The organism is Streptomyces sp. NPDC007896 (assembly GCF_042959425.1).
Classification (GTDB): Bacteria; Actinomycetota; Actinomycetes; order Streptomycetales; family Streptomycetaceae; genus Streptomyces.
Genome location: NZ_JBIBKX010000008.1, coordinates 264,775 through 287,870, shown reverse-complemented (window position 1 = coordinate 287,870; position 23,096 = coordinate 264,775). Strand labels below are relative to the sequence as shown.

Sequence of the window (23,096 nt, the reverse complement as noted above, 5' to 3'; positions counted from 1 at the left end):
CCGCCCCCCCCCGGGCCACCCCGCGCACACCACACGGACAACCCACCCCCCCGGGCCCCCGGGCCGGTTCTCCGCGGGGGGCGGTCTTGTGGGTCCGGGGGGGTCCCACCCCCCCGCAACACACGACGCCAGAGGCCGGGCCTACCTGGTGAGTTCGGCCGGTTCATCGAGCCGGGTCAGCTTCCGCGGATTTGCGATCGCGTGGATCCGGACGACTTTCCCGTCTTCCACGACGAGACTCACCGCGGCCACTCGCCCGTCGATCTCGATCCGGCCCGCAGGCGCGCCGTTGAGCCACACGGCCGACACCACCCGGTCCGGGCGAGCGAGCATTTTCGCCACGAGTGCGGCCCCGTGGATCGGAGTCGGCGCGGCGGCCGCAAGCCCGCCGCCGTCGGCGATCAGAACCACGTCCGGTGCCATGACGTCCAGCAGTTCCTGCAACTGGCCGGTGCGCAGCGCGGCCAGGAACCGCTCCACCACGGCCTGCTGCTCCGACCGGCTCACCGGCACTCGCGGCCGCCGGGCCGCCACGTGCTCGCGTGCCCGCCGCGCGATCTGGCGCACCGCGGCCGCGGACTTGCCGACGGCCTCGGCTATCTCGCCGTACGGCATCTCGAAGACCTCGCGGAGTACGAACACCGCGCGCTCCGTCGGCCCGAGCGTTTCGAGCACGGTCAGCATCGCGATCGAGACGTTCTCCGCGAGCTCGACGTCGTCGGCGACGTCGGGGCTGGTCAGCAGCGGCTCCGGCAGCCACTCGCCGACGTACTCCTCGCGGCTGCGCGACAAGGTCCGCAGACGGTTGAGGGCCTGCCGTGTGACGGTTCGTACGAGGTAGGCCCGCGGGTCACGCACCTGCGCGCGGTCGACGTCGGCCCACCGGAGCCAGGACTCCTGCAGCACGTCCTCGGCGTCGGCCGACGAGCCGAGCATCTCGTAGGCGACCGTGAACAGCAGGCTGCGATGGGCGACGAACGGGTCCTTGGTCATGCCTTCGACGCTATGCCGAAGTTCTGCGGACGCGGGGCCAGCGGAATCTCGCAGGCATCGGAGTAGCCCTGCGACGTGATCCCGTGTGCCGTGTTGCACCTGGTGGCCAGGTTGGCGAAGCCGATGAACACGGTGAGTTCGACCATCGCCGCCGGGCCGAGCCGGTCGAGCAGCCGTGCGGACAACTCGTCGGTGACGGTCGTCGGTGTGTTCGTCATGGCCTCGGCGTACTCCAACACGTCCCGCTCCAACGGCGTGAACACCTCCGACTGCCGCCAGCGCGGCACCTGGCTCGCCTTGGCCAGGTCCAGGTTCTGGTTCAGTGCGTGGAAGTAGTTGATGTCGAGGCACCAACTGCAGCCGACCTGTGCCGCGACGGCCATGTGCGCGAACGTCTTGAGGCTCGCGTCGGCCGCGTTCCACGTGCCCACCTTGGCCGAGAACTCCTGGTTGGCTTGGGCGAGTTCGGGGTTGTTCCACAGCACCTCGACGGGCTCGGGCACGGCACCGAGTTGCTTGATCATGATTTCGCGGAGCTCCACGGGGAGCTCGGCCTTCGGGACGCGCAGCGTCATGGTGTTCTCCTTGTACGTGTGCCTGTTTGCCGGTTCGACATGAAGACACCGCCGGCCTCGCGCATGTGACAACGGGCGGTGGGACCGGGGACGGGGAGGGGGTACTGGGCCTCGGGAACGGCGTCAGCAGACGGTGGACCACCAGCGCGAAACGGAGGTTCGCACCATGCGCTCTCTTGAGGCCGGCACGAAGCGCACAACAGCCAAGACCGGCAAGACCGGCAAGAAGAAGGCGTCAGCCGCCGCCCTCGCGGCAGCCGCGCTGGTCGCCGCCGTGCGCAAGGCTGGTGGCGGGGATGTGAATGTGCTGGCCAGGATCGACGGCCTGCCCGGAGGGCGCATACAGGCCCGCCTCGGCACCGTGTCGGCCGGCTCCCACGCCCCCGTGCCGTGGGGCTCGCACTTCCGGACGGCCCATCCACTGCGCAGCCCAGGTGCCCGCCGCCCAGGGGCCGAGGCAGGGGCACCCCGCGGTCCACGCGCGTCGAGCTTGTTCGGTCCGTGCTGGTCGAGCCGCGGAAGGGCTCACTAGGATGTCGATGACGGCGCCGCGCTGACCAGGTGGTTTCCGGGTGGGTCAGGTGGTGTCCCGGTGCCGACAGCCAGGAACGAGGAGGGCCGCGATCATGCGTGAGCTGGCGGACACGGCACGGCGGTGGACAGCTCAGGGGCGCCCGGCCGTACTGGCCCGGCCGATCACCGAGCAGGGCTTCGGACCCCGGCACCCTGCCGACGCGCTCCTCATCGACGAGGACGGGAACTGCCGGGGCACCTTGTACCGCGGTGCGTTCGACGACCACCTCGCCGCAGAGGCCGCGGCTCTCCCGCCCGGGCACACCGCGCGCGTGTGCGAGGTGGCCGTACACGACGACGAGGTCAAAGAGGCACGGCTGACCTGCGGCGGACAGGCCGAGATCCTGCTCCAGCCGCTGCACACCGTCCCCACCCGCTGGTGGGACCTCCTGAGTGAGGGCGCCGACGCCGCGCTGATCACCCGGATCGACGAGGAGCGGACCCATGCTGTCAGCGACGTCGTCACTCCGGGGTGGCAGGGCGATGATCCGGCGGCCGTCGTTCAGGCCGCCGAGCAGGCCCGGCAACTGCTCGCCCGCCACCGCGCCGGACGAGAGACCCGCCGCGCCGACGCCGGGCTCGTCCTCATCGAGACCTGCCCGGCCGTCCCTCACCTGGTCATCGTCGGAGGCGGCGAACTCGCCGAACTCCTCACCACCCAGGCGCAGGTGCTGGGCTGGCAGGCCACGGTCGCGTACGCCGCCGGGGATGCCCGCAAACTGCTGGTCGACCGTCCGGCCGCTGCCTGCCTGATCGTGCTCAGTCACGAGCCCGACCTCGACATCCCCGCCCTGCACACCGCGTTGACCACCGGCATCCCCTACGTCGGCGCGCTCGGCTCACGCCGTACCCAGACCCGCCGCGCCGAAGCTCTCACCGAGGCGGGGCTCACCGAGGAGCAGTTGCGCCGCATTCACGGCCCGATCGGACTCGACATCGGCGCCCGCACCCCGGCGGAGACGGCCTTGGCCATCTGCGCCGAGGTTCTCGCCGCACTGGGCTGACCGTAGGGGCCCGGTCCGCAGGCTTAAGGGCTGGTCACCCCCGCCGTGTCGAGGGCCTGCCACATCCGGTCGCGAGCGAGCGGGAGTTCGGTGAGGCGGAGGCCCGTCGCGTCGCGCAGGGCGTTGGCGAAGGCCGGGGCGACCGGGTTGAAGGGGCTCTCGCTTATCGACTTGGCGCCGAGGGGACCGATGGCGTCGGCGGTCTCCATGAAATGGACCTCAGTGCGTGGGATGTCGGCGTACTGCGGGAGGCGGTAGCGGCGGAAGGCGGCCGTCTCGACCTCGCCGCGGGCGTCGACGCGGTTCTCGAAGAACGTCGCGCCCAGCGCCTGGGCCACTCCGCCCTCGACCTGGCCGCGGCACTGCATGGGATTCATGACCGTGCTCGCGTCGGCGGCGTGCACACTGCGCAGGATGCGGATCTCGCCGGTGCCGGGATCGACGGCGAGGCGGAACCACTGCGCGTTGAAGGCGACCGAGCGCGGGGTGCCGCCGAAGTGCCCGTCGGCGGCGCACGTGACGCCGACCGCCCTGGCCGCCTCGTACAGTTCATTCAAGGTCAGGCGGCCGCCCGGATGCGCCACCGCCTCCTCCACGAGCCGGCAGTCCGCGCGCGGGACGCGCAGGGTGGCGGCGGCGTCCAGCAGCATGTCCGCGAGGGCACGGGAGGCACGCAGGGTGGCCTTGCCCGCGACCACCACGCCGGTGGAGGCGAAGGCGCCGGTGTCGTGCTTGACGGCGTCGGTGTCGGACTGGCGGACGGTGATGCGCTCGACGGTCGTGGCGAGTTCACCGGCCGCGATCTGGCGGTGCACCGTGGTGGTGCCGTTGCCGAACTCGGCCGTGCCCACGGCCGGGTCGAAGGTGCCGTCGGGCAGCAGCGCGGCCCTGGCATCGGCGATGTGTGATCGTCGAGAACGCCTTCGCCCACGTCGCCCGGGCGGCCGCGTACGTCTTCACACCTGCCAGGCGGACCGTCGCGGCCACGGACCGCGATCCTGGCCCGCTGCCAGGAGTCACGAGCCCGGCGCCGGGCCGCCGAACACCAGGTGGCGGACGACCTCGGCACCCTGCTCTCCTCACCCGGCGCCGAGGTCGCCGCCGTGGAAGGAGCGCTGCGGACCTGTGGGCTCCCGGCCCGGGGCCCCTACCGGGTGATCGTCGCCGAGACGGGATCGCAACGGGCGGGACTGGCGGAGGGGCGCTGACGGAGGCGGTCGCCCATGCGGGGCCGGGACGCGCGTCCGTGGGGCGGCTGACGGACGGCACGGCGTTCGCTGTCGTACCGCAGACAGAAGACGCCGCAGGGGGATGGGCGGAGTTCTGGCCGCTCGTCGCCGCCTGCGAGCCGTCCATCCCGCGGCACGGCGGTATCGGCTCGCCCGCCGCCGGGCCGCAGGACCTGAACGGGGCACTGTCCGAGGCCCGTTACGCCCTGGCCTCGGCCCGCACCACCGCCCCCGACTTCTCGTCCGTCGTCGACTCCTCGTCCCTCACCGGACTCGACACCCTGCTGACCGGCATCCGCCGACGTCCGCACCGCCTACAGCCACACCGTCCTGGGCCCCCTGCTGGACACCCGTAACGCCTCCGCCGCCGCACTGCTGAGGACCCTGGAGACCTGCCCGTGCACGCGTTGCGCACCGCTGTGGGCGGCCTGCCGCCGGCGGTGCCACGTTCGTCCTCGGCCGCACGCTCCCGCGCGAACCGGGCCAGCCCTACGCCGTCGATCACCCGGTTCCCCGAACCGTCCCGCCCCATGGGAAGCCGGCCCCCGTCCGCCCAACGGCGCACGGTCTCCGGACTCACCCTCAGCAGGCGCGCGGCCTGGCCAATGCTGTACGACGGCACACCGGCACCCTCATCGCGTCTTCGGAGGCGAGACGACGGTGAGTGTCTACAGGCGCAGCAGCCGTTGTGTGATCTCCCGGTACTCCCTCAGCGCGTGCCGGAGTTCGTCCGGCTGTGTCCCGGGGCCCTGGTCCTGCCAAGTCTCGTGGAGGACGCGCCGACGTTCCGCGAGGGTGCTCATGAGCTGCGCGGTGACCTCGTCCAATGCGGTCTCGGCCTCCTCCAACGCCTCACGCGGGCTGTCGGCGAAAGTGTTGAGGGCGTGTTGGAGTCGGTGGGCGAGCTTGTCCCGTTCGTCCGACGGGAGCAGCGGCTCAGGGCCCGGCGTACGACGTCCGGCCAAACCGGACTTTTTGTCCGGAGGCTGCTGGGCGCGTGACTGGTCGTACATCATCGTGTGCCACTTTCCTGTACGTCGTACCGGCCGTATCGGTGTCACCGGAATGGCAGGAGCTCCGCACCGTGTCGTCAGTCAACGCCCGGCACCCGTCCGTGTCAACGCGATGTCGACAGGGGCGAGTTCCGGCGGCTGGTCAGCGGCTGATGGGGAGAAGGGAACCGGGGCGCAGCTCCAGTCGATGGGCAGCGGCATCCGGGCGACCGTAGGACAGGGCCACCGCAGCGCGGCGACGCCACCGCCGAAGCCGGTGCCCACGACCACGGCGCGTTCGCGCCGCTCCGGCACGGCGCTCGGGGCGGCCGAGGCCGACGCCGGGGCCTGTGAATGAGCATGTTATTGCCAATGCACGGAAATGTAATTCTTAAATCAGAGAGGACGCTTACGGCACGTTGGTGAGGGGCTCGGGATAGCGGGCAGTGGTGAGAAGAGCGCCGCGCGTGATCTGACGCGATAATGGCGATCACCATGGCTGGTATCGAGGAGAGCGGCCAGGGGTCGACCGTCGGATGGGTCGATCCCATGGGAGACCCGTTTCTGCGCACACGGTTCGCCCCGCCGATGAGACCCGCCACCTTCCTGCGGCGGGAGCGGCTGGTCGCACACCTGGACAAGGCTCTGCTGACCCCGTTGACGGTGGTCAACGGAGCGGCCGGGGCGGGGAAGACCCTGCTGGTCGCCGAGTGGGTCACTGGGCTGGGGCAGCCGGTCGCCTGGTTCACCGCCGACGCGGCGGATCAGCAGCCCGGGATGTTCTGGGCGTACGTGCTCCAGGCCCTGCGGGCCTCGGGCGTGCCGGTCCCCAGCGACATTCGCTGTCCGGTCGACGCGAGCCGGGTGGACCGCAAACTGCTGGCACGGCTCGCCGCCGAACTGAGCGGACGCGACCGGCCGGCGATCGTCGTGCTCGACGAATACGACCGCGTGACCGCGCCGGAAATCGCGGAACAGCTGGAGTTCGTCCTGCACCATGCCGGAACGGGAATGCGCCTCATCCTCGTCACCCGCACCGAGCCGCTGCTGCCGGTGCACCGTTACCGGGCGGCCGGTGACCTGACGGAGATCCGGAACGCGGAACTGGCCTTCACACCCGAGGAGGCGGCCGTACTCCTGGAGCTGCACGGCCTGCGCCTGCCCGCGCACGCGGTGGGGGCGCTCGTGGACCGCACCGGAGGATGGGCGGCCGGTCTGCGGCTGTGCGCCCTGGCCGCGCGGGAGAGCCCGGATCCGGAGAGATACCTGAAGGAATTCGAGGCAGGGCGGAGTACGGTCGCCGACTACCTTCTGGCCGAGGTGCTCAAGCGGCGAACCGCCGAGACGCAGGACCTCCTACTGCGGGTCAGCGTCCTGGAGCGCCTCTGCCCCGATCTGGCCAACGCGCTGACGCAGCGCACCGACGCCGAGCCCCTACTCGCCGAGCTGCACCGCGAGAACGCGTTCGTCGAGGACCTCGGACACTCGTGGTACCGACTCCACCCGCTGTTCGGGGAGATCCTCCGGGCCCATCTGCGGGAGCGCTGTCCTGGACTGGAGCCCGAACTCCACCGGCGGGCGGCCCGGTGGCTGCTGATCTCCGGATCCCTCCCGGAGACGATCGTCCACGGCGCCGCCGCGGGCGACTGGGAGTTCACCGCCGGCGCCTTCGTCGACGGCCTGGCGATCGGACAGCTCTTCACCGGTCTGCGCCGTGACGAGCTGGCCGAGCTGTTCTCCCGGATGGGACCCGAGGCCACGAGCCCCGCGACGGACGTCGTCCGAGCGGCCCAGGACCTGTCCCAGTGCGACCTCGACCGTGGTCTGGCCCGTCTGCGCCATGCCGAGGCGGCCCTGGCCGCGGACGTGCCCGACGCGGCCACCGAGGTGCCCGGCCCGGCGGCGGCACGGCTGAGCTGCGCACTGCTGGAGGCTCTGGCGGCCCGTCTGGCCGGGTCCCCGCTCCAGGCGGAGAGGGCCGCGGAGGCGGCCGAGGAACTGAGACAGGCGGTTCCCGCCCACCTCCTGGGGCAGCATCCCGAACTCATCGCTCTGCTGCTGACCCATCTGGGCTCGACGCGCCTGTGGGCCGGGCGCTTCGAGGACGCCCGCACCGCGCTGTCCGCGGCGGCGGGCTGTCCCGGCGGGGCCTCGACGGTGCTTCCGCGCGAGGACTCCTTGGGGCACCTGGCGCTGATCGACTACTTGAACGGCTGGCACGGCAGGGCGGAGCGCAAGGCACGGGCGGCGACGACCGACTCGGAGCGGTTCGGTCTGTGCGGGTCGTCCGGCTCGGACATCGGGCGGGTGGTCCTGGCCGCCGTGGCCGTCGAACGGAACGAACTGGATCAGGCCCAAGCCCTCCTCGACGAGGCGGTCGGCTTGCGCCTGGCGACACGGGACCCGGTGTCGGCCACGGGCCGGTCCATCGCGACGGCACGTCTGCTGCTGGCCCGAGGCAAGACCCGAGCCGCCCTGGCGGCGGTGGACGCGGCGGTCTGCGCGGACGTGGCATCACCCTGGGCGCAGGCTCATGTCGCTCTGGTCGCCTCCGCCGCCCACCTGGCCGAGGGGCGGCCGGACGCGGCCGCCGAGGTGCTGCGACAGGTGCCGGACGACCAGCCGGCCTGTGTGGTGGAGGCCGCGCGGGCCCATCTGACGGCGGGCCGCCCCGCCGCCGCGCTCGACCTGCTCGACCGTCTGCGCACCGAGGGTCCGGCCGGTCCGGCGGTGACCGTGCGGGCCACGCTGACACGGGCGCAGGCCGCACTGGAGGCGGGCGACTCCGCCGCCGCGGGCAAGCTGGTGGGCCAGGCGCTGCTGGAGGCCCGGCGCGAGCGGCTGCGACGTCCTTTCCTCGAGGCCGGACCGTGGATCCGACGTCTCCTGGGCACGGCGCCACTTCGACCACTGGCCGCGGGCTGGTTGACGACCGGCGAGGCGCCCCGGCTCGAAACACCCGCGCCGCTCGTCGTACAGGAGCTGAGCGAACGCGAACGCGACGTTCTCCAGCGGCTGGCCCAGACGATGTCGACGGAAGAGATCGCGGCCGACCTCTGCGTGTCGGTGAACACGGTCAAGACCCACCTCAAGAGCGTCTACCGGAAACTGGCGGTGAACCGGCGCAACGAAGCGGTGCGCCGGGCGCGCGAGCTGCGGCTGCTGTGAACCCGTACCGGTGAGCACCCTCGCCCGTCACGGGTGAGGCGCGGGACGAGCCGTTCGGATGCGATGGGAGTGGCGGCACCACGCACCTCCCGACCGGGCGGGGCGCCCGAAGCATCACGAATCCGGCGATGCGGCCGACGCCTGTCCTCGGTCCGGTGCGCCGAATCGGAAAGAAGGCCCTGATGTCCCGGACCGAACCCGCCGTACCCGCAGCGGCCGACGCCGACCATCGGGCGCAAGCCGACTACACCGGTGGTGTCTACGGGTCCATGCTCGCCGCATCGGTGGTGATCGGCACCGGCACGCTGGGCTCGTTCCCCCACCTGGAACTGGCGGTGTTGCTGTTGGGCACCGGCGTGGCGTTCTGGATCGCGCACGTGCACGCCCAGCTCTTCGGGGCGCGTCTGGCCCGGCAGTCCCTGGACCGGAGGACCGTCGTCGAGGTGTGCCGTGCGGAGTGGCCGATCGTCAAGGCCGCCGTCCCGCCGACCGTGGCCGTGGCCGTCAGCCCGCTGCTGGGCCTCGACCTCCAAGGCACCTTCTGGCTGGCGCTCGCCGTCGCCGTGGCCGGGCAGGTGGGCTGGTCGGCGGCCGCCGCACGGAGTGCGGGCGCCTCCTGGTGCCTCACGGCCGTCACTGCCTCGATCAATCTGCTGCTCGGCCTGCTGATCATTTCGTTCAAGCTCGTCCTGACGCATTGAAAGGTCGTTCTGAGCCCATGCGCTACGAGATCCGTGTCGAGGGACACATGACGCAGACGCTGACCAAGGCGTTTCCGGAGATGGATCACGTGGTGATGTCCGGTCAGACCGTCCTGTTCGGCCCCGTTGTCGACGAGGCGCACCTGTACGGGCTGCTGGCCCGCTGCCAGTCGCTGGGACTTCACGTCGTGGAGATGCGCCGACTTCCGGAGTGACCGGGCGTACGCCGTCCCGAGGCTAGGGACGATCACCCGCCCCGGGGTAGGGACGATCACCCGCCCCGGGGTAGGGACGATCACCCGCCCCGGGGTAGGGACGATCACCCGCCGGGGGTGACCCGGCAGCGGGCGGCGCGCGGGACGCTGACCCGGTGAAGTCCCCGCACACCGTCCCGTCGGCGGTCCGGCGACGACCCGCTCGACCGCGTGAGGAGGAGCCATGACCGAATCGCGTGGTCCGGCGCCGCGTACCGAACCCGGGCCAAGGCCCGGAGGGCAGGCCTCCGCGCCGCCCACCGACCCCGAGGAACTGCTGGCGGGACTCGGCCGCTCATGGACCTGGATCCTGGGTTCGGCGATCTCGACGCTGGTGCCGGGCATCCTGGTACTGGTGTGGCCGGACGAGACCCTGCATATCCTGGCAGTACTCATCGGTCTCTACCTGGTCGTGACCGGGGTGTTCCGCTTCGTGGCGGTCTTCGGCCGCGATGAGCACGGCGAGCGGCTCCCCGGGCTGCTGCTTTCGGTGCTGTTCGTCCTGGCCGGGGTTCTCTGCCTGAGGAACCCGCTGCAGACCATCGCCGCGCTCTCGCTGATCGTCGGCATCGTCTGGCTCGTGTCCGGCATGCTGACCGCCTACACGGCCATCGCCATGAAGGCCCTCCCGCACCGTGGCGTCGTCTTCTGCGCCGCGGCGCTCGGCATCGTCGCGGGAGTCGTGGTGCTCGCCCTGCCGACCGAGTCCGCCCGCGCCCTGACCCGGCTGCTCGGCCTGTGGCTCGTGCTGCTCGGCCTGATCGAACTCGTCCTCGCCTTCGCCTGGCGGGCCGCACTGCGCCGCGCACGTGCCGCGGACCCGTACGGCTCCGCCCCGTCGCCCTGAGACTCCGCGCGGACGTTCACCCGTCCCGGGTGAGGCCGGACGAACCTTGCCGTGCGCATGCTGAATCGGGAGGAACGACTGCCGGGCGAACGCCCGGGATGGAGGAGCGACATGAGCACACGGATGTACCTCGCGTACGACTACCCGCTGTTGAGCGTCTTCTGGAGCATGCTCTGGTTCTTCCTGTGGATCATGTGGTTCATCCTGCTCTTCCGGATCATCATCGACATCTTCCGTGACGACGACCTGAATGGTTGGGCCAAGGCCGGCTGGCTCCTGTTCGTGATCCTTCTGCCCTTCCTGGGCGTCCTCGTCTACGTGATCGCCCGCGGCAAGAACATGGGCCGCCGAGAGGTGAACCAGGCCCGCGCGCAACAGGAGGCCTTCGACTCCTACATCCGGCAGACGGCGGGTGGCGGCACCGGAACAAGCAGCGTCGACGAACTGGCCAAGCTGTCCGAGATCCGCGCCCGAGGCGACATCACGGACGACGAGTTCCGCCGGGCGAAGGAACTCGTCCTGAGCGGTCAGGGCCCGTCCAGCGGCTCGGACACCGCCACCTCGTCCGGCCAGTGAGCGCCGGACGAGGCGACGCCGGGCAGCACGACGCCGGGCAGCACGATGCCACCAGGCAGCACGACGACGGCGGGTCCGCTCACAGGTGGAGGGTGAACCAGGTGGTCTTGCCGTCGTCGGTGGGTCGTACGCCCCAGTTGTCGGCGAGCGCGCGGACGAGGATCAGTCCGCGCCCGGACTCGTCGTCGGCGGCCGCGAAGCGGGGTTGGGGCAACTGCGGGCTGTGGTCGCCGACTTCGACCGTCAGGTCCGAGGCGGTCCGGCACAGGTGCAGTCCGATGGGGCCCTGGGCGTGCTGAACGGCGTTGGTGAGGACTTCGGAGAGCAGCAGCCGTGCGTCGTCCGCCTTTGTGGTGCATCCCCACGAGGTGAGGGCCTTGCTGAGGAAGGCTCGGCCCTCGGGGACGGAGTCGGGGACTGCCGGGAGGTCGAGGGAGACGGCGGCCAGCGGCGCGTCGGGCAGTCGAGTCAGCAGCAGGGTGACATCGTCGTTGTGACCCTCGGCGTCGGGCAGCAAGGTGGACAGGACGTGGTCGGCAGCCACCTCCAGGTCGGGGGCGGTCGTGAACAGGTCGCTCAGCGTGGTGGTGAGCTGCGAGAGCTGGTCCTCGATGTCGCTGCCGGGGGTTTCGATCAGTCCGTCGGTGTAGAGCACGAGGGTGGCGCCGGGCGGGATGACAGCGCTGCACTGCTGGTAGAGGACATCACCCACGCCGAGGGGCGCGTTGACGGGCGCGGGCAGCGCACGGGCGCCCTCGCCAGGGGTGGCCACCAGGGTGGGCAGATGTCCGGCGGAGCAGATCGTCACCGCGCCCGCGTCGGCCGCGATCACCAGGTAGCAGCAGGTGACCAGTTGGTCCGGGACGTCGAGGTCGGCGACGGCCGCGTCGAGGGCCTGCATGAGCTGGCGGGGCTGCATACCGGTCTTGGCCAGGGCGTGCGCCGCGGAACGCAACTGGCCCATGACTGCGGCGGCTTCCAGCCCGCGTCCCATCACGTCGCCGATCAGGACGCCGACGCGGCCGGCGCCCAGCGGGACCAGGTCGAACCAGTCGCCCCCCACCCCGGCCCCCTGGGTGGCGGGCCGGTAGCGGCTGGCGGTCGTCAGACCGGGGATGGCGGGCGGAGTGCCCATCAGACTGCGCTGCAAGGTCAGCGCGATGTGCCGCTGTTGTTCGTACAGGACGGTCAGCTCGGCTTCGGCCCGCTTGCGATCGCTGATGTCGCGGACGATGGCACACGCGCCGATGACCTCGCCGTCGCGGGAACGGGTCGGCCACAGAGTGATGTCGACGTCGAGGAGGTCGCCGTGCCGGGTGACCCGCAGTGTCTCGAAGTGCTCGACTCTTTCCCCGTTGCGCAACCGGTCCATCAGGTCATCGATCTCGTGGCCGTGGTCGGGCGGGGCCAGCAGGGACACGTGGTGGCCCATGACCTGGGCGCGTGTGTACCCGTAGAGACGTTGGGCCGCGGCGTTCCAGTAGGTGATGTGCCCGTCGAGGGTCTTGGCGAGGATCGCGTCCTGAGAGGACTCGACGAGCGCGGCCAGCTCGTTGATGCGTTCCTCGGCCGCCTTGCGGTCGCTGACGTCGCGGACGGCGGCGGAGACGAGGAGGCCGTCGGTGGTCTCGAGGGGGCTGAGGCTGATCTCGACGGGGAATTCGGTGCCGTCCTTGCGCAGGCCGTGCAGTTCGAGGCCGGCGCCCATGGGGCGCACCTGGCGGTTGTCGGTGTAGCCGGTGCGGTGCAGGGTGTATTGGGTTCGGAAGCGGTCGGGTACGAGCAAGTCCACTGTTCGGCCGAGGAGTTCCTCGCGGCCGTAGCCGAAGAGCGCTTCGGTCTGGGCGTTGACGAGTCTGATGGTTCCGGTGTCGTCCACGATCACCATGGCGTCCGGCGCCGCCTCCAGCAATCCCCGGAACCGGTCCTCGGCCGCCTTGCGGTCGCTGACGTCGCGGACGGCGGCGGAGACGAGGAGGCCGTCGGTGGTCTCGAGGGGGCTGAGGCTGATCTCGACGGGGAATTCGGTGCCGTCCTTGCGCAGGCCGTGCAGCTCGAGGCCGGCGCCCATCGGACGCACCTGACGATTCTCGGCGTAGCCGGTGCGGTGCAGTGAGTGGTGGGTTCGGAAGCGGTCGGGTACGAGCAAGTCCACTGTTCGGCCGAGGAGTTCCTCGCGGCCGTAGCCGAAGAGCGCTTCGGTCTGGGCGTTGACGAGTCTGATGGTTCCGGTGTCGTCCACGATGATCATGGCGTCGGGCGCCGCTTCCAGGAGCCCGCGAAACCTGTCCTCGGCGCCTACCGAGCCAGTACCGCACTCCCCGGCACAGCACGTCAACGCCGCGCAGCCCGACGCAGAGCCCGGTGTGGCCGAAGCCGAACTGATCGTTTCTCCCACGTTCGCCCCCCACGGACCCGCCGCATGGGGTCGTTCGGGCCATCTCAGCGCACTTGGGGCACGATCACTCGGGCATGTCTCATTCTGGCCGCACCGCGGTCGATCGTGTCTGAGGTGAGCGCGGGCTGCGTCCGTCTGCAGACATGTTCGGTCGCCGTTACGTCCGCTCGTTCTGGATGTCGATCTCCGCCCAGATCGACTTCCCTCCGGGCAGGTGGCGTGTGCCCCAACGCTCGGCGAACTGGGCCACGAGCAACAACCCGCGCCCGCCCTCGTCGAAGGTGCGGGCCCGCCGCATGTGCGGGGCGGTACTGCTGCCGTCGGAGACCTCGCAGATCAGCACGGTGTCTTGGATCAGGCGCAGCTGAATGGGAGGGCCGCCGTAGCGGATCGCGTTGGTGACCAGCTCGCTCACCACCAATTCCGCGGTGAAGGAGACCTCCTGCAGTCCCCACTTCGCCAGGCGACGGGAGACCTCGCCACGCGCGCCCGCCACGGCGGCCGGGTCGGCAGGCAGATCCCAGGTGGCGACCCGGTCCGAGTCGAGGGCGCGCGTGCGTGCGACGAGCAGGGCGACGTCGTCCGACGGCTGCGCGGGGAGCAGAGTCTGCACCAGGTCGTCACACAGGGCCTCCAGCGAGCGAGCGGGCCGCTCCAGGCGCCGGCGCAGCAGCTCCATGCCCTTGCCGAGGTCGTGTTCGGGGACCTCGACGAGGCCGTCCGTGTACAGCGCGAGCAGGCTGCCGCGGGGCACCTCCCATTCGACCGCCTCGAAAGGCAGCCCGCCCACTCCCAGCGGAGGGCCGACCGGCAGGTCGATGAACTCCGCCGTGCCGTCGGGCGTCACCACGGCGGGCGGGGGATGCCCTGCTCCGGCGGCCGTGCAGCGGCGCGAGACCGGGTCGTAGACCAGGTACAGACAGGTGGCGATGAGATCGGTGACGTTGTCGAGCTCCGGGTCCTCCGTGCCCGTGCCCTCCTCCGCCCTGAGGTGGGTGACCAGGTCGTCCAGATGGACGAGGAGTTCCTCGGGAGGGAGGTCGACGTCGGCCAGAGTGCGTACCGCGGTCCGCAGCCGTCCCATGGTGGCGGAGGCGTGCAGACCGTGGCCCACCACGTCTCCGACGACCAGGGCGGCCCGGGCCCCCGACAGGGGGATCACATCGAACCAGTCGCCGCCCAGCCCGGCCCGGGAGCGAGCCGGCAGGTAGCGGTGCGCCACTTCCACGGCCTCCTGGGCGGCGAGCCGCTGCGGAAGCAGACTTCGCTGCAGGGCCAGGGCAGTGGACCGCTCGCGCGTGAACCGGCGGGCGTTGTCCACGGCCACGGCGGCGCGCGCGGCGATCTCCTCCGCGAGGAGCAGATCGTCCTCGTCGAAGGGGTCCTGGCGCCGGTGGCGGACAAGTACGGCCACCCCGAGCGTGATGCATCGGGCGCGCAGTGGGATGACCATGAGCGAGTGCATTCCGAAGGTGCGGACCTTCACCGCGCGTTCGGGGTCGGCCGTCCCCCAGCTCTCGACGGCTTTGTCCCGGGTGCTGTGCAGCGAGGAATGCCCTGTGAGCAGGCAGTGGGCGGGCGGTGAGGAATCCGGGTAGTAGTCGACATCTCCCGGCTGGATCACCGACTCGGGGACGCCGGGAAGGACGGACTGCTGCGCGGCGCGGCGCAGACCGATGGAGCCCTCGCCGGGAGGCCTGGGCTCGAAACCGCGGAACAGCGAGTCCAGCAGGTCGATACTGATGAAGTCGGCGAGCCGGCCCACCGCGAAGTCGGCCATCTCCTGAGCGGTGCGCGTCACGTCGAGGGTGCTGCCCACCTGTGCGCTGACGTCGTTCAGCAGGGCGAGCCGTTCCCGGGCCCGGTGCTGCTCGGTGACGTCGAGCGCGACGACCTGTACGTGTCGCACCTCTCGTGCGGGGTTCCTGATGGGGGACACGGTGACTGCCCAGAACCTTCCGTGGGCTCCGGGCCGGGGTGGGCCATGTACGTGGAAGAGCTCCGGTTCCCCCGTGTCGAACACCCGGCGCATCCCCTCTTCGACCGTGGTGCACACATGGGGCGGCATGATGTCGGTGACACGCCGACCGCGCATCTGCCGCTCCGTGAGCCCCAGCTGACGGGTCGCGCCGGCGCTGCCGCGCAGGACCCGCAAATCGGAGTCGTAGATCATCACAGGAAGGTGGCTCTGCGCGAAGGCTTCCTCCGTCGTCGCCTCGTCCTTGTCCGGATGTGGCTCCTGACCCGGACGAGGCCGTTGTGGCGGCGTGGCCACGATGAGCCATTGCGCGTTGCCCTCACGGTCGAGTGACGGGTACGCCCCCAGCTCGGCTTCCACATGATGGCCGTCACGGTGTCGCAGCGGGGTCGTCCCGCCGCGACCCTCGAGTACCGCGGAGAAGTCCGCCGGGGCATCGGCGGCGCAGTCGAACAGACGCGCCGCGGGGCGCCCTACGACGTCCTCGTACGGGTACCCGAGCAACCGCTGCGCGCCGGTACTCCACCCCGTCACGGTCCCCCGCGCGTCGACGACCGCCGTGGCCGAGGTGACCGGGTCCGGAAGCTGACCGAGGCCGTTTCCCACGGGGCCGGCATTCTCCATGTCCCATCATCGCCCATCCTGCCCCCCGGGAACTCTCGGGTTCTGGGGAGACACAGCAGAGGCCGCAGGTCGGCGGAACGTCGCATCGCGTCGCGTTGGTTCCTTCCCCCACTTGTATCTCTCCTTGAGCGCACACGCAGGTCGGCGTCCGCCCCCCCGCGCAGGAAGGTGCTGCCGCACCGCGCTCGTCAAGGTGACAGTTGGGTGTGGCGCGGTGAGTCGGCGTACAGGTTTTCGGAGGTGTCGTCCGTCCGGTGGCTCAGATGTTCGGTGACCTCCACGACTCCGTCCACGCCTTGGCACATCCGAACGGCGACGGGGATGAGGGATTTCCGTTCGACGGTTCCCGTCAAGGAGACCTGGCCGTCCACGACCCGCACGGTCACCGAGTCGGGCGCGATGCCCAGGGTGCGGACCAGCACGTCCCCGGAGATCTCCTCGCGGATGGCACTGTCACCGCGCAGGAACACCCGCAGCAGGTCGGCGCGGCTGATCAGCCCGACCAGCCGGTCGGCTTCGTCCACCACCGGCAGCCGCTTGACACGGTAGCGCTCCACCACCTGCGCGGCCTCCACCACCGTCCACTGCGGCCGGGCCGTGATGGCCGGGCTGGTCATGAGCCCGCGGGCGGTGGTCGCCTCCTGCTTGGTCCGGTCGGCGGGGCGCGGGTGCAGGACCGGCAGCAGTCCCGCGGGGTCCAGCTGACCCGCCTCCTTGCGCAGCAGATCCGCCTCGGACACCATGCCCACGGGCCGGTCGTCGTCGTCCACGACGGGTATGGCCGTGATGTCGTACTCGGCCAGCAGTTTGGCGATGTCCTTGAACCCGGTGTCCTCCCGCACCCGTACGACCGAAGTGGTCATCAGATCGCTCACCATCCGGTGCCTCATGACTTCCGCCTCCTTCGTCACGTGCGTTTCCCTCCACTGTGCGGTGCTCTCGGCCGTAGCCCCATGGGCCGGTCGGCCCCGGCCACGGCCGACAGGTCCCGGGGGGAGGGGTGATTCGTCCTCGGTCAGTACCGGTCTCCTTGAGGGACGGCGCCGTGGAGGTCGAGGAAGAGCCGCGGTGTGCGACGGGGCGTGGGAGGCCCTTGCGGGCCGTAGCCGCATCGGATGAGCATCTGCACGTGGTCGAAGGGGGATGCAGTGGGGCGCAGGTCGTCGCGGAGGTCGGGTCCACTCCAGAGCCTGGTGCAGGAGTGAGGTGCGCAGACCGTGCGCCGTGGCGACGAGCAAGACGCACTCAAGCGCCTGACCGGCCCGGAGCCAGTCGGTGCGCCGGTCGTGGCCGGTGCTGAGCGACGCGAACGCGGGTGTCCGTTCGAAGGGCCGGGCCGGCAGCCGCCCCAGGGACCGCCGCGCGCCGAAATCACGCATGGGGAGCTGCTCGAAGGTGTCCTGCGGCCCCAGTGCCGCGGACGGGATGCCCGTGTCCTCGGCCCCGTCGCGGCTCGACCAGCGGCGGCTTTCGGCGCTGCGTGCCGGGTCGGCGTGGTTGCGGCGTTCCGCTTCGGTGGTGATCCGCAGCAGCCGCGCCGTCTCGCGCGGGCCGGTGACGGCGAGCGTGGCGCCTTCGGCCCGGGCGGCTTCGGCAAGCTCGTGGCGAACGGACACGGGAACCGGCTGGTCGCCGAAGGGGAAGCGGCTGCTGTGCCGGTGCCAGATGGCCTCGTACAGGTCGTCGCCGTGGAGTGTGCGGGGGCTGGTGCGCCCCGTGATGTGCACCGAGGCGAGCAGACCGGGGTGGCGGGGATCCGGGAGCAGCCGAGTGACCGGCTTCCAGCCGAAGTGGCTCACCGCGACCCGCAGGTTGAACAGGGCCGCGCCGGCGGCGATGTGCAGGGCCCGGCCGTGCGGATCCTCGTGCGGCAGTGCCCGTCCGGCGTCGGCGTGGATCTCCACGGTGGTCGATTCGGCGTCGAGGCGGAAGCGCCAGGGCTGCGTGTTGTGCATCGAGGGCGCGGCGACGGCCGCAGCGATCAGCTTCTCGAAGAGACGGTGTCCTCACCGTCGGCGTTCCGGTGCCGGAGTCGAAGACGGGCACCGGGACGATCCCCGTGCATGACGTCCGCCACGCCATCGCCGGCTCCGTCGCGATGCCCGGAGAGCCCGGAGCGCCGCCCATGAGGGCCGACCGGCCCTCGCGGTGGGACGCCCGTGGGGCGATGCTGAAGACGGTGACGAAGGGAGCCCCATGTCCGAGCGCCCGGGTGCGGCCGCCGGGGAAGGCCGACGCGGTCTCGTGCGGCGGGTGGCTCCAGGACTCACCGTACTGGCCGGCTACCACCGCTCGTGGCTGCGTGGCGACCTGCTGGCCGGAGTGACCGTCGCGGCCTATCTCGTTCCGCAGGTCATGGCCTATGCGGGCCTTGCGGGACTGCCGCCGGTCGCGGGGCTCTGGGCGATCCTCCCCGCCCTGCTGCTGTACACCCTGCTGGGTTCGTCACGGTTGCTGTCCGTCGGGCCCGAGTCGACCACCGCACTGATGACCGCCACCGTGGTGGGGCCGCTCGCCGCGGGCGCCCCGGACCGGTACGCCGCGCTCGCCGCCGGGCTCGCGGTCGTGGTCGGGGCGATGTTCCTGGTGGCGTGGGTGGCACGGCTCGGCTTCCTCGCCGACCTGCTGTCACGGCCGATCCTGGTCGGCTACCTGACGGGCGTGGCGCTCATCATCATCGTCGACCAGCTCCCCAAACTGACCGGTGTCAGCACCTCGGGATCCGAGTTCTTTCCTCAACTGCTCTCCTTCGTGAGGAACCTGGGGGACGCCCATCCCGCCACGGTGATCTTCTCCGTGGCGGCGATCGCGTTCCTCTTCGCGGTCGCGCGGTTCTTCCCCGGTGTCCCGGGCCCCCTGCTGGCCCTGGTGCTCGGCACGGCGGCCGTCGCGGTCTTCGGACTGGAGGACCACGGCATCGCCGTCATCGGCGCGGTACCGGCCGGGCTGCCAAGCCCCGGCCTGCCGACGCCGGGCGACCTGCCGCAACTGGTACTGCCGGCACTCGGCGTGCTCCTGGTCGGCTACACCGACGTCATCCTCACCGCGCGCGCCTTCGCGGCTCGCGGCGACGAACTCGACCCCAACCAGGAACTGCTGGCCCTGGGAGGCGCGAACCTGGGCGCGGGCGTGCTGCACGGCTTCCCGGTGAGCAGCAGCGCCAGTCGTACCGCACTCGCGCACTCGGCCGGGGGCCGCAGCCAGGCGTACTCGCTCGTCGCCGGGGCAGTGGTCCTCGCCGTGCTGCTGTTCCTCAGCCCGCTCCTCGCGCACACGCCGTCGACCGTGCTGGGCGCCCTGGTCGTCTATGCCGGGGTCCGCATGATGGATCTGGCCGGGTTCCGCAGGCTGGCAGCCTTCCGGCGCCGGGAGCTGCTCCTGGCCCTGGGCTGTCTCGCCGGAGTGCTGGCCCTTGACATCCTGTACGGCGTACTCGTGGCGGTCGGCCTCTCCGTCGCGGAACTGCTCACCCGGGTGGCCCGCCCGCACGACGCGGTCGAGGGTCTGGTGCCGGGCCTGGCCGGGATGCACGACGTGGACGACTATCCGCAGGCCCGCACGGTCCCCGGCCTGCTTGTCTACCGCTACGACTCTCCCCTGTTCTTCGCCAACGCCGAGGACTTCAAGCGGCGGGCGCTGGCGGCGGTCGACCGACACGAAGGTGCTGTCGACTGGTTCGTCCTCAACACCGAGGCCATCGTCGAGGTGGACATCACCGCGCTCGACGCGGTCGACGCCCTGCGCCAGGAACTCGAACAGCGTCACATCGTCTTCGCGCTCGCCCGCGTCAAGCAGGACCTGCGCGACGACCTCGACGCCTTCGGGCTGACCGAGGCCATCGGCACCGACCGGATCTTCCCGACTCTGCCCACGGCCCTGGCCGCGTACCGGGAGTGGCTCCGACGCGGCGGCCGTCACTGGGCGAGGGAGAAATAGTTCTCCTCCTCCTGCGTGAAGTGCAGGCGCAGCACGCTGTGCAGGCCGTACAGACAGGCGCGCAGGTCGTCGAGTTGTTCGGGGTGCGGTGCGCCGTCGGGCCCGCTGAGCGCGAGGTGTGTGGCTGTGCGTCCGGCGAGGCGCTCGATCTCGGCGTGGGCGCGGCTCATGGTGGCGGTGGTCTCGGGGCCGCCGAGCGAGGAGGCGAGGGCCGGGTAGAGCTGGTGCTCATCCCGTGGGAACTGTTCCGCCGCCCCACCACCCTGCTCTCCGGCAACGTGGGGCGACTGCCCGGGGCCGCTTGCGCGCGCAGTGCCGCCGAGATCCCGTACGGCAAGCCCAACAGCCCCCGCAGACAGGGCCGTTCGGCCCCCCGATCACGGCCCTTCGGCACCCGGTGCTGCCCGTCCCGCGCCACCAGAGTGGTCGCTGTCGGGCACCGGTCCGACACTCTCCGATTCCCCGAAGGGACCACCGCCATGGCCGTGCACGAGCACCCTCACCGGAGCCCGGGGTTCCACCTGCCGTCCTTCCGCAGGAACCGGGCCGCGTCCACCTCTGGGTCCGCCGTGTCGGCGAGCACCGACACGTACGCCTTGAGGGCCTACTCCTTCGCCTCGCTGCGCCTGCTGACCGGATTCGTTTTTCTGTGGGCGTTCCTCGACAAGACCTTTGGGTTCGGCTACGCCACCCCCTCCGGCAAGGGCTGGATCGACGGCGGCTCGCCGACCAAGGGCTTCCTCAGCGGCGTCGCCGCAGGGCCGATGCAGTCCACCTTCCACTCCTGGGCGGGCGACACCTGGGCGGACTGGCTGTTCATGGCCGGACTGCTCGGCATCGGGCTCGCCCTGATCGGCGGGATCGCGCTACGCCTGGCCGCGGTCGCGGGCACCGCGATGATGGCGCTGATGTGGGTCGCCGAGTGGCCGCCCGCCAAGCACCTGTCCGACGGAACGGCGAGCATGTCCACCAACCCGTTCGCGGACTACCACCTCGTCTACGCCGTCGTCCTCATCGCCCTCGCACTGGCCGCCGCCGGCGACACCCTGGGCGTCGGCAAGCTCTGGGCCAAGCTGCCGGTCGTCCGTGACCACGGCTGGCTGCGCTGACCGCGGAAGGGAGGGAGGCACCCGGAAAGGGCCGCCCTCCCACGCCCGCCCCGCGGTCCATAGGGCCGATCGGCCCCTTCCGGGGACCTGCGGCCCCTGCACCGCGAACCCCCACGACACGACGCTGGAACCGGGACCTCGCGATCCCGGTTCAGGAGGTGGAGAGCATGCCCCGCACCGTCACCGTAGGTCTCGACGGCTCGCCCGAGAGTCGTGCCGCCGCCGACTGGGCGGCCCGTGAGGCGAAGCTCCGCGGACTGCCGTTGAAGCTGGTCAACGTCTGGGAGCCGGTCCCGGAGCCCATCGCCCAGGCCCCACTGCTCGGCCCCGAGACCCACCAGCACTGGAGCGAACGGGTACCGCGTGAAGCGGCCGAGGAACTGCGGGCGGCTCACCCGGAGGTCGACGTGCTCATCGAGCAGGTCACCGGGCGGCCGGCCGAGGTGCTGACCGGCGCCGCGAAGGACGCCGAACCGCTGGTGCTCGGATCCCGTGGCCTGAGCGGGGTGGGTGGATTCATGGTCGGTTCCGTCGGCCTGGCCGTCGTGGCGCACGCCGAGCGTCCGGTCGTTCTCGTACGGGCCCAAGGAGACACCTCGGGCACCGACTCCGACGTGCCGCCCTCGCGGCCCGTCGTGCTCGGGTTCGACACCAGGGCTCCCGACGACACCCTGATCGGCTTCGCCTTCGAAGCGGCGCTCCTGCGCGGCACCTCGCTCCGTGTCGTCCACGGCTGGGACGCGCCGCCCTACATCGCACACGGTATGGCCCCGGATTTCGAACTGAACGCCCAGATCGCCGCGGAACAGGGCGCCGCCCTGACCGAGGCGCTGCGTCCCTGGAAGCTGAAGTTCCCGGACCTGGAGGTCGCCGAGGACTCGCTGTCCGGGAAGGCGGCCGATCACTTGGTGGACGCCTCCCACGAGGCCTCCCTGATCGTCGTCGGCCGCCGTATCCGCCGCGCGGCGCTCGGCGCCCACATCGGGCCCGTCACCCACGCGGTACTGCACCACGCCACCGCCCCCGTCGCCGTGGTCCCGCACGACTGACGCCCGGCACGACTCATCACCAGAGACGACTCACCATCCGAGGAGAGACCCCCATGAAAGCGGCAGTCGTACGAGCGTTCGGTGAACCCCTGGTCATAGAGGAGCGCCCCGACCCCGAGCCCGGCCCCGGCCAGGTCCGCATCCGGGTGGAGGCCTCCGGGCTGTGCCACACCGACATCCACGCCGCGCACGGCGACTGGCCGGTGAAGCCGAACCCGCCCTTCGTCCCCGGTCACGAGGGCGTCGGGCTGGTCGAGGCCCTGGGCGACGGTGTCACACACCTCGCGCTCGGGCAGCGCGTCGCGGTGCCCTGGCTCGGCTCGGCCTGCGGACGGTGCGAGCACTGCCTGTCCGGCTGGGAGACGCTCTGCGAGCAGCAGGTCAACACCGGATACGGGTGCGACGGCGGCTACGCCGAGAAGATGCTCGCCCGGGCCGACTTCGCCCAGCCGGTGCCCGACGGGATCTCCCCGCTCGACGCCGCCCCGCTCACCTGCGCCGGGGTCACGACGTACAAGGCCCTCAAGGTCGCCGGTGCCGGCCCCGCCCAGCTGGTCGCCATCTCGGGCATCGGCGGACTGGGCCATCTGGCGGTCCAGTACGCGAAGATCGCCGGGGCGACGGTGGCGGCGATCGACGTCACCGACGAGAAGCTCGAACTCGCTGCGGAACACGGCGCCGACCTCGTCATCGACGCCCGCACACACGACCCGGCCGAGGTGCTCAAGCGGTTCGGCGGCGCGCACGCGGCGATCGCGCTCGCCGTGAACGAGGCCGCGTTCGCCGCCGTGTACGGCGGACTCCGGCGCGGCGGAAAGCTCTTGATGGTGGCACTGCCCGCGCACGGGACCATCCAGGTCCCGATCTTCGACACCGTACTGAACGGCACGTCGGTGATCGGCTCGATCGTGGGTACCCGACAAGACCTGGCCGAGGTATTCGAGCTGCACGCGGCGGGCCGCACCCGGGTCATCCGCGAGTCCCGGCCCCTCGTCTCCGTCAACGAGTCCATCGACGCGGTGCTGCGCGGTCAGGTCAAGGCCCGGATCGTCTTCGACTTCGGTGAAGACTTCGGCGAAGGACGGTGAGG

The 23,096-nt window shown here is 71.2% G+C and carries 20 protein-coding genes and 4 pseudogenes; 13 read left to right on the top strand and 11 right to left on the bottom strand.

The window, feature by feature from the left end; genetic code table 11:
* Nucleotides 1–141: 141 nt before the first annotated feature.
* Together ACFZDJ_RS26565 and ACFZDJ_RS26560 are read right to left on the bottom strand one after the other, a co-directional pair.
* A complete protein-coding gene (locus ACFZDJ_RS26565; RefSeq protein WP_384923464.1) occupies nucleotides 142–993 on the bottom strand; it encodes an RNA polymerase sigma-70 factor in 852 nt (283 codons plus the stop codon).
* Nucleotides 990–1,568, bottom strand: a complete 579-nt coding sequence (locus ACFZDJ_RS26560; protein ID WP_391062194.1) for a carboxymuconolactone decarboxylase family protein — start codon at nucleotides 1,566–1,568, stop codon at nucleotides 990–992. Before ACFZDJ_RS26560 ends, ACFZDJ_RS26565 begins: the two co-directional genes overlap by 4 nt.
* Before the next feature lie 166 nt (nucleotides 1,569–1,734).
* On the opposite strand from ACFZDJ_RS26560, the gene ACFZDJ_RS26555 reads away from it, so the two are divergent.
* Nucleotides 1,735–2,100: a hypothetical protein gene (locus ACFZDJ_RS26555; protein ID WP_390935747.1), complete on the top strand. Its 366-nt coding sequence runs from the start codon at nucleotides 1,735–1,737 to the stop codon at nucleotides 2,098–2,100.
* A 94-nt stretch (nucleotides 2,101–2,194) separates the two neighbouring features.
* On the top strand, nucleotides 2,195–3,145 hold the full coding sequence (locus ACFZDJ_RS26550; protein WP_391062190.1) for an XdhC family protein: 951 nt from the start codon (nucleotides 2,195–2,197) through the stop codon (nucleotides 3,143–3,145).
* A 23-nt stretch (nucleotides 3,146–3,168) separates the two neighbouring features.
* Here ACFZDJ_RS26550 and ACFZDJ_RS26545 read toward each other — a convergent pair.
* Nucleotides 3,169–4,095, bottom strand: a pseudogene (locus ACFZDJ_RS26545) (xanthine dehydrogenase family protein molybdopterin-binding subunit); the annotation flags it as partial.
* 99 nt (nucleotides 4,096–4,194) lie between these two features.
* Here ACFZDJ_RS26545 and ACFZDJ_RS26540 point away from each other — a divergent pair.
* Together ACFZDJ_RS26540 and ACFZDJ_RS26535 are read left to right on the top strand one after the other, a co-directional pair.
* The gene (locus ACFZDJ_RS26540) at nucleotides 4,195–4,353 is read left to right on the top strand and encodes a hypothetical protein (protein WP_391062189.1); all 159 of its coding nucleotides are present in this window, start codon (nucleotides 4,195–4,197) and stop codon (nucleotides 4,351–4,353) included.
* Nucleotides 4,354–4,391: 38 nt separating this feature from the next.
* A complete protein-coding gene (locus ACFZDJ_RS26535; protein ID WP_391062552.1) occupies nucleotides 4,392–4,730 on the top strand; it encodes a hypothetical protein in 339 nt (112 codons plus the stop codon).
* Between the two features lie 38 nt (nucleotides 4,731–4,768).
* On the opposite strand, the pseudogene ACFZDJ_RS26530 reads toward ACFZDJ_RS26535, so the two are convergent.
* Both ACFZDJ_RS26530 and ACFZDJ_RS26525 read right to left on the bottom strand, forming a co-directional pair.
* Nucleotides 4,769–4,996 (bottom strand): annotated as a pseudogene (locus tag ACFZDJ_RS26530) (helix-turn-helix domain-containing protein); the annotation flags it as partial.
* A 46-nt stretch (nucleotides 4,997–5,042) separates the two neighbouring features.
* Entirely contained in the window at nucleotides 5,043–5,390 is a 348-nt protein-coding gene (locus ACFZDJ_RS26525; RefSeq protein WP_390935753.1) for a hypothetical protein, read from the bottom strand.
* Between the two features lie 471 nt (nucleotides 5,391–5,861).
* Here ACFZDJ_RS26525 and ACFZDJ_RS26520 point away from each other — a divergent pair, with 471 nt between their 5' ends.
* The 5 genes from ACFZDJ_RS26520 to ACFZDJ_RS26500 all read left to right on the top strand — a co-directional run bounded on the left by ACFZDJ_RS26520 (nucleotide 5,862) and on the right by ACFZDJ_RS26500 (nucleotide 10,912).
* Nucleotides 5,862–8,534, top strand: coding sequence for a LuxR C-terminal-related transcriptional regulator (locus ACFZDJ_RS26520; protein ID WP_391062186.1), 2,673 nt, complete (start codon nucleotides 5,862–5,864; stop codon nucleotides 8,532–8,534).
* Between the two features lie 182 nt (nucleotides 8,535–8,716).
* Nucleotides 8,717–9,235, top strand: a complete 519-nt coding sequence (locus tag ACFZDJ_RS26515; RefSeq protein WP_168514859.1) for a hypothetical protein — start codon at nucleotides 8,717–8,719, stop codon at nucleotides 9,233–9,235.
* A gap of 17 nt (nucleotides 9,236–9,252) precedes the next feature.
* A complete protein-coding gene (locus tag ACFZDJ_RS26510) occupies nucleotides 9,253–9,450 on the top strand; it encodes a hypothetical protein (RefSeq protein ID WP_168514861.1) in 198 nt (65 codons plus the stop codon).
* Nucleotides 9,451–9,673: 223 nt separating this feature from the next.
* Nucleotides 9,674–10,336 carry an HdeD family acid-resistance protein gene (locus tag ACFZDJ_RS26505; protein ID WP_384923440.1) on the top strand — a complete coding sequence of 221 codons (663 nt, stop codon included), beginning with the start codon at nucleotides 9,674–9,676 and terminating at the stop codon, nucleotides 10,334–10,336.
* A 111-nt stretch (nucleotides 10,337–10,447) separates the two neighbouring features.
* The gene (locus ACFZDJ_RS26500; protein WP_391062182.1) at nucleotides 10,448–10,912 is read left to right on the top strand and encodes an SHOCT domain-containing protein; all 465 of its coding nucleotides are present in this window, start codon (nucleotides 10,448–10,450) and stop codon (nucleotides 10,910–10,912) included.
* Here ACFZDJ_RS26500 and ACFZDJ_RS26495 read toward each other — a convergent pair.
* The 5 genes and pseudogenes from ACFZDJ_RS26495 to ACFZDJ_RS26475 form a co-directional block, all read right to left on the bottom strand.
* On the bottom strand, nucleotides 10,864–10,995 hold the full coding sequence (locus tag ACFZDJ_RS26495) for a hypothetical protein (RefSeq protein WP_391062180.1): 132 nt from the start codon (nucleotides 10,993–10,995) through the stop codon (nucleotides 10,864–10,866). The two genes, ACFZDJ_RS26500 and ACFZDJ_RS26495, sit on opposite strands and share 49 nt — an antisense overlap.
* Nucleotides 10,992–13,250 (bottom strand): PAS domain S-box protein, encoded by a 2,259-nt coding sequence (locus tag ACFZDJ_RS26490; protein WP_391062512.1) that lies wholly within the window; start codon nucleotides 13,248–13,250, stop codon nucleotides 10,992–10,994. The genes ACFZDJ_RS26495 and ACFZDJ_RS26490 overlap by 4 nt, the downstream gene beginning before the upstream one ends.
* A 217-nt stretch (nucleotides 13,251–13,467) precedes the next feature.
* Nucleotides 13,468–15,912: a SpoIIE family protein phosphatase gene (locus tag ACFZDJ_RS26485; RefSeq protein WP_391062177.1), complete on the bottom strand. Its 2,445-nt coding sequence runs from the start codon at nucleotides 15,910–15,912 to the stop codon at nucleotides 13,468–13,470.
* A 188-nt stretch (nucleotides 15,913–16,100) separates the two neighbouring features.
* Nucleotides 16,101–16,802: a CBS domain-containing protein gene (locus ACFZDJ_RS26480; protein WP_391062510.1), complete on the bottom strand. Its 702-nt coding sequence runs from the start codon at nucleotides 16,800–16,802 to the stop codon at nucleotides 16,101–16,103.
* 339 nt (nucleotides 16,803–17,141) lie between these two features.
* Nucleotides 17,142–17,867, bottom strand: a pseudogene (locus ACFZDJ_RS26475) (Acg family FMN-binding oxidoreductase); the annotation flags it as partial.
* Between the two features lie 241 nt (nucleotides 17,868–18,108).
* On the opposite strand from ACFZDJ_RS26475, the gene ACFZDJ_RS26470 reads away from it, so the two are divergent.
* Nucleotides 18,109–19,848 carry a sulfate permease gene (locus tag ACFZDJ_RS26470; protein WP_391062174.1) on the top strand — a complete coding sequence of 580 codons (1,740 nt, stop codon included), beginning with the start codon at nucleotides 18,109–18,111 and terminating at the stop codon, nucleotides 19,846–19,848.
* Here the strand turns inward: ACFZDJ_RS26470 and ACFZDJ_RS26465 are convergent.
* Nucleotides 19,827–20,081: pseudogene (locus ACFZDJ_RS26465) on the bottom strand (hemerythrin domain-containing protein); the annotation flags it as partial. The gene ACFZDJ_RS26470 and the pseudogene ACFZDJ_RS26465 overlap by 22 nt on opposite strands.
* A 246-nt stretch (nucleotides 20,082–20,327) precedes the next feature.
* Here ACFZDJ_RS26465 and ACFZDJ_RS26460 point away from each other — a divergent pair.
* The 3 genes from ACFZDJ_RS26460 (at nucleotide 20,328) to ACFZDJ_RS26450 (ending at nucleotide 23,094) form a co-directional block, all read left to right on the top strand.
* Nucleotides 20,328–20,957, top strand: a complete 630-nt coding sequence (locus ACFZDJ_RS26460; RefSeq protein ID WP_391062171.1) for a hypothetical protein — start codon at nucleotides 20,328–20,330, stop codon at nucleotides 20,955–20,957.
* A gap of 167 nt (nucleotides 20,958–21,124) precedes the next feature.
* Complete coding sequence (locus ACFZDJ_RS26455; protein ID WP_391062168.1) at nucleotides 21,125–22,006, top strand: universal stress protein; 882 nt, start codon at nucleotides 21,125–21,127, stop codon at nucleotides 22,004–22,006.
* 53 nt (nucleotides 22,007–22,059) lie between these two features.
* The gene (locus ACFZDJ_RS26450; RefSeq protein WP_391062165.1) at nucleotides 22,060–23,094 is read left to right on the top strand and encodes an alcohol dehydrogenase catalytic domain-containing protein; all 1,035 of its coding nucleotides are present in this window, start codon (nucleotides 22,060–22,062) and stop codon (nucleotides 23,092–23,094) included.
* Nucleotides 23,095–23,096 lie beyond the last annotated feature (2 nt).

Bases quoted from the DNA above. Each gene is read 5' to 3' on its own strand.
- ACFZDJ_RS26565 (WP_384923464.1), bottom strand. From the start codon at position 993: ATGACCAAGGACCCGTTCGTCGCCCATCGCAGCCTGCTGTTCACGGTC.
- ACFZDJ_RS26560 (WP_391062194.1), bottom strand. From the start codon at position 1,568: ATGACGCTGCGCGTCCCGAAGGCCGAGCTCCCCGTGGAGCTCCGCGAA.
- ACFZDJ_RS26555 (WP_390935747.1), top strand. From the start codon at position 1,735: ATGCGCTCTCTTGAGGCCGGCACGAAGCGCACAACAGCCAAGACCGGC.
- ACFZDJ_RS26550 (WP_391062190.1), top strand. From the start codon at position 2,195: ATGCGTGAGCTGGCGGACACGGCACGGCGGTGGACAGCTCAGGGGCGC.
- ACFZDJ_RS26525 (WP_390935753.1), bottom strand. From the start codon at position 5,390: ATGATGTACGACCAGTCACGCGCCCAGCAGCCTCCGGACAAAAAGTCC.
- ACFZDJ_RS26520 (WP_391062186.1), top strand. From the start codon at position 5,862: ATGGCTGGTATCGAGGAGAGCGGCCAGGGGTCGACCGTCGGATGGGTC.
- ACFZDJ_RS26515 (WP_168514859.1), top strand. From the start codon at position 8,717: ATGTCCCGGACCGAACCCGCCGTACCCGCAGCGGCCGACGCCGACCAT.
- ACFZDJ_RS26510 (WP_168514861.1), top strand. From the start codon at position 9,253: ATGCGCTACGAGATCCGTGTCGAGGGACACATGACGCAGACGCTGACC.
- ACFZDJ_RS26505 (WP_384923440.1), top strand. From the start codon at position 9,674: ATGACCGAATCGCGTGGTCCGGCGCCGCGTACCGAACCCGGGCCAAGG.
- ACFZDJ_RS26500 (WP_391062182.1), top strand. From the start codon at position 10,448: ATGAGCACACGGATGTACCTCGCGTACGACTACCCGCTGTTGAGCGTC.
- ACFZDJ_RS26485 (WP_391062177.1), bottom strand. From the start codon at position 15,912: ATGGAGAATGCCGGCCCCGTGGGAAACGGCCTCGGTCAGCTTCCGGAC.
- ACFZDJ_RS26480 (WP_391062510.1), bottom strand. From the start codon at position 16,802: ATGAGGCACCGGATGGTGAGCGATCTGATGACCACTTCGGTCGTACGG.
- ACFZDJ_RS26470 (WP_391062174.1), top strand. From the start codon at position 18,109: ATGTCCGAGCGCCCGGGTGCGGCCGCCGGGGAAGGCCGACGCGGTCTC.
- ACFZDJ_RS26460 (WP_391062171.1), top strand. From the start codon at position 20,328: ATGGCCGTGCACGAGCACCCTCACCGGAGCCCGGGGTTCCACCTGCCG.
- ACFZDJ_RS26455 (WP_391062168.1), top strand. From the start codon at position 21,125: ATGCCCCGCACCGTCACCGTAGGTCTCGACGGCTCGCCCGAGAGTCGT.
- ACFZDJ_RS26450 (WP_391062165.1), top strand. From the start codon at position 22,060: ATGAAAGCGGCAGTCGTACGAGCGTTCGGTGAACCCCTGGTCATAGAG.